Consider the following 4,036-nt stretch of genomic DNA (forward strand, 5'->3'; position numbering starts at 1 on the left):
TATTATCCGGCTTATTCGGCGTAGGTGGAGGCTTTTTGATCATTCCCCTACTGCTGTTACTGAGTCAGGTCAGCATGGTACAGGCAGTCAGTACGTCTTTAGTGGTTATCACGCTGGTTAGCAGTATCGGCTTTATTTCACATCTCACATTCGGTGAAATCAATTATTTACCTTTTAAGTCACTGGCGTGGCTCATTGCTGGAGGATTGACAGGTATGTATGCAGGACAACTGATCAGTCACAGAATTGCGAATGCGCATCTGCAGAAAATCTTTTCTATTGGTCTTTTACTGGTGGCAGTAACACTGTTTTATGTGCAAACAACATAGGAGCATTCATCAACATGTTATTCAGACAACTTTTTGAAAAAAACTCATCTACATACACTTATTTGATTGCAGATAAACTTTCCAAACAAGCGGTATTAATTGATCCGGTGATAGATGAAACAGATGGTTATATTCGTTTATTAAATGAACTTGGTTTAACACTGAAAGTGGCAATGGATACCCATACCCATGCTGATCACATTACGGCTCTTGGCAAACTGCGGGAACTCACAGGTTGTGAAACCTATATGGGACAACAGGCAAATTCTTCCTGTGCCAATGATAGTTTCAATGATGGCAGTAAAATTGTGGTCGGTAAAATCACGCTCACTGCCCTACACACTCCCGGGCATACTGACGATTCTTACAGCTTTCTGTTGGAACATGACGGACAGAAGTATCTGTTTACCGGTGATACATTATTGATTCGTGGCACCGGACGAACAGATTTTCAAAATGGCAGTGCAACAGATCAATACCGTAGTCTGTTCGATAAATTATTGAAATTCCCAGAGGATACCTGGGTCTATCCGGCGCATGATTATAAAGGCTGGATGGTCAGTACCATTGGTGAAGAACGCGAGAATAATCCTCGCCTGCAAGTGAAGGATGTTATTGAATATAAAAATATTATGGACAACCTGAACTTGCCCAATCCTAAAATGATGGATGTAGCAGTACCGGCTAATCGCGCCTGCGGTAATCTAGTTTAAGCCGATTGAATGCAGTTACGCCCTTTCTGCTTGGCCTGATAAAGCTGTTTATCTGCCCTGCTGATTAATTCATTATGCTCATCATCATGCGATGGAATCATCGTACTGACTCCCAGGCTGATGGTGAGTAATTGACTCACTTTCGACTGTTCATGTGGTATTTGTTTTTTAAATAAAGCCTGACGACAACGCTCCGCTATCGACCACGCGGCATTTTCATCTGCTTCAGGTAATAGCATGATAAATTCTTCACCGCCAAATCGCCCGAAGAAATCACGCGAGCGTGCTTTGACGTTATTAAGTGTTTCAGCTACCTGTTTTAAACAGTCATCGCCCTGTAAATGCCCGTAAAAATCGTTATATTCCTTGAAAAAATCGATATCAATAATAATCAGTGACAATGGCTGTTTATTTTGCCGGGCTTTAAGCCATTCCGTTTCGATAACGGAATCAAACATCCGGCGGTTGGCCACACCGGTCAGGCCATCTTTGAAGGAAAGCTCTTCCAGTTCCTTTTGCAGCTTTATCAGTTCCTGCTCGGTCTTTTTGCGCTCGCTGATATCAAACATAAAACCGATTAATGATTCGACCTCACCATTTTCCTTTCGCACTACATGCACCACATCGCGGATCCAGACATAGTTACCATCTTTTGTCAGTGCGCGATAATCCGCTTCATGATCGATTCCTGACTTGGATTGGGAAACACAAAAATCCACCACCCATTGCCGTTCATCTTCATGCATCCGAGCAGCCCAATCTTCAACAGACTTCCAGCTTGATGGCTCCCAACCTAACAGAGCCTCAATTTGCGGGCCAATGTAAGTGAATTGCATAGAAGCCCAGTCTAATTTCCACGGAATAGCTTTAGTGGATTCCAGCAGGGTTTTATAGACATCATTTTCCGTGGGTACATTATTGATCAGGTCGGTCATGGCTCTACTCGTAAAAACAGTTAGCGCAGGGTAATTATTACCACAATTTAAACAAGGTTTTTGTTTTTTTCTGTGCGTTTATTTAACGTATTTTTCTGGCGCGAATAGCGCGCCCTTTAACCTTGCCATCAGCCAGGTAATTCATTGCCTGTCGTAATGCCGATTTACTTACCGCGACATAACTCGACATATCAAAAATATCAATTTTGCCGATATCAGCGCCATCTAGTCCGGCATCACCAGTTAAAGCGCCCAGAATATCGCCAGGACGGAGTTTATTTTTACGCCCGGCATCCAACTGTATAGTCACCATATCGGCTTCCAGCGTAAAACTGTCATCACGATCCAGAGAAGCCAGCACATCACAGCGACAAGGTTTTTTCTGATATTTCTCAATCGCCAGCATGCGGGGTACTTCAGCTTCAGCAACCAGACTCATTGCCAGGCCAGACTCCCCCGCCCGACCAGTTCGTCCAATGCGGTGGATATATACTTCGGGATCTCGGGGCAATTCATAATTAATCACCATTTCAATCGCCTTAATATCCAGTCCCCGAGCAGCCACATCGGTGGCCACCAAAACCGGGCAACTCTGGTTGGCGAATCGTACCAACACCTGATCTCTTTCCCGTTGTTCCAAATCACCATGAATCGGCTGAGCATCGATTTTTTTGTTTCTCAGCATATCTGCGACTTCATCACACTGTATTTTGGTGTGGCAGAACACAATGGCGTTTTTGGGCTGATAATGCTGGAATAACATTATCAAGGCATTGTTACGTTCATGTTTTTTAATCTCATAAAACAACTGATCAATTACAGCCTGTTGATGCTGTGATTCAACCGTTACCCGTGCCGGATCACGTTGTATGCTACGACTAATCTGTTTGATGCTGTCGGGAAACGTCGCTGAAAACAACAAGGTCTGTCTGGAACTTGGTGTCTGTCCTATGATTTCCTGCATCGCATCGACAAAGCCCATATCCAGCATGCGATCGGCTTCATCCAGCACTACGGTTTTGACTTTATTGAGTTTCAAGGTGGCTTTTTTAAGATGATCCTGAATCCGTCCAGGTGTACCAACCACAATATGTGCACCATATTCCAATGAGGCAATTTGCGGGCCTAACGGTTTACCACCGCATAACATCACCAGTTTCAGATTGGGTATGCCACGCCCCAAACGGCGTAACTCTTTGCCAACCTGATCGGCTAATTCACGAGTAGGACAAATAATCAGCGCTTGAACAGCAAAGAAATCCGGTTGAATAGTTTGTAATAAGCCAATACCAAAGGCTGCGGTTTTACCACTGCCGGTTTTGGCCTGGGCTATCAAATCCTTGCCTTGCAGAATTAACGGCAAGCTTTGTGCCTGGACAGCAGTCATTTGCTTATAACCGAGTGAATCAAGGACAGTCAGTTGTTCGGCAGATAAATTTAACGATGAAAAATCAGTAGCAGACATGGGGAGCTTTAAAGAAGAGAATAAAGCGGGCATGATACCAAAAAGCTCGCTGAAACATTGCTTTACCTGAATTTACATTCAGGGCAACGAACCATCAACACGGTTACCAGTCTGATGATTATCAGCCAGCCAACTGTGAGGTAATGGCTATGTCATTCAGTAAAACCCTATTTGTTTCCGTTTTCAGCGCCAGCTTGCTTGGCGGGCTTATGCTGCTTTTGCCCAGTCAAAACAGTTATGCCGATGTGTCGGTGAACGTGCAACTTGGTCAGAATCTGCATAATCGACCTCACAATGGCTTTTCTGGTAACCGGCATTACCGCCATCCCTCAATCGGCATCACGGGTCACCGTTCATTTGGACTGGATCCCAGACTAAATCACTTTAAACAACCTCGTTATAAACCGTATTATCGACATTACGATACCACCCGGCCTCGTCACCGGTCAGGCTATTATGGTTTTCGAAATAATAGTATCACCCTGATTGCACCGATTATTTATTCTCAGGGTTACCGTGACGAGGAACCGGTAAGACGCTATACAACCAATGCAACCCGGCCTGCTTCGCCATCAACTTCGTCTATTTCGAACC

At 44.4% G+C, this 4,036-nt stretch carries 5 protein-coding genes; 3 read left to right on the plus strand and 2 right to left on the minus strand.

Features of this window, described 5'->3' with window-relative positions; all coding sequences use genetic code 11:
- The coding region (locus tag B3182_RS12300; RefSeq protein ID WP_292752947.1) for a TSUP family transporter at positions 1–329 on the plus strand (329 nt) is incomplete at its 5' end.
- A gap of 14 nt (positions 330–343) precedes the next feature.
- Positions 344–1,042: an MBL fold metallo-hydrolase gene (locus B3182_RS12305; protein ID WP_292358103.1), complete on the plus strand. Its 699-nt coding sequence runs from the start codon at positions 344–346 to the stop codon at positions 1,040–1,042.
- Here the strand turns inward: B3182_RS12305 and B3182_RS12310 are convergent.
- Entirely contained in the window at positions 1,039–1,977 is a 939-nt protein-coding gene (locus B3182_RS12310; protein ID WP_292358102.1) for a GGDEF domain-containing protein, read from the minus strand. The two genes, B3182_RS12305 and B3182_RS12310, sit on opposite strands and share 4 nt — an antisense overlap.
- 82 nt (positions 1,978–2,059) lie before the next feature.
- Positions 2,060–3,442: an ATP-dependent RNA helicase DbpA gene (gene dbpA / locus B3182_RS12315; protein WP_292358100.1), complete on the minus strand. Its 1,383-nt coding sequence runs from the start codon at positions 3,440–3,442 to the stop codon at positions 2,060–2,062.
- A gap of 149 nt (positions 3,443–3,591) precedes the next feature.
- On the opposite strand from dbpA, the gene B3182_RS12320 reads away from it, so the two are divergent.
- On the plus strand, positions 3,592–4,036 hold a 445-nt coding region (locus tag B3182_RS12320; protein ID WP_292752949.1), incomplete at its 3' end, for a hypothetical protein.

Source organism: Methylophaga sp. UBA4204, assembly GCF_002379485.1.
Lineage (GTDB): Bacteria > Pseudomonadota > Gammaproteobacteria > Nitrosococcales > Methylophagaceae > Methylophaga.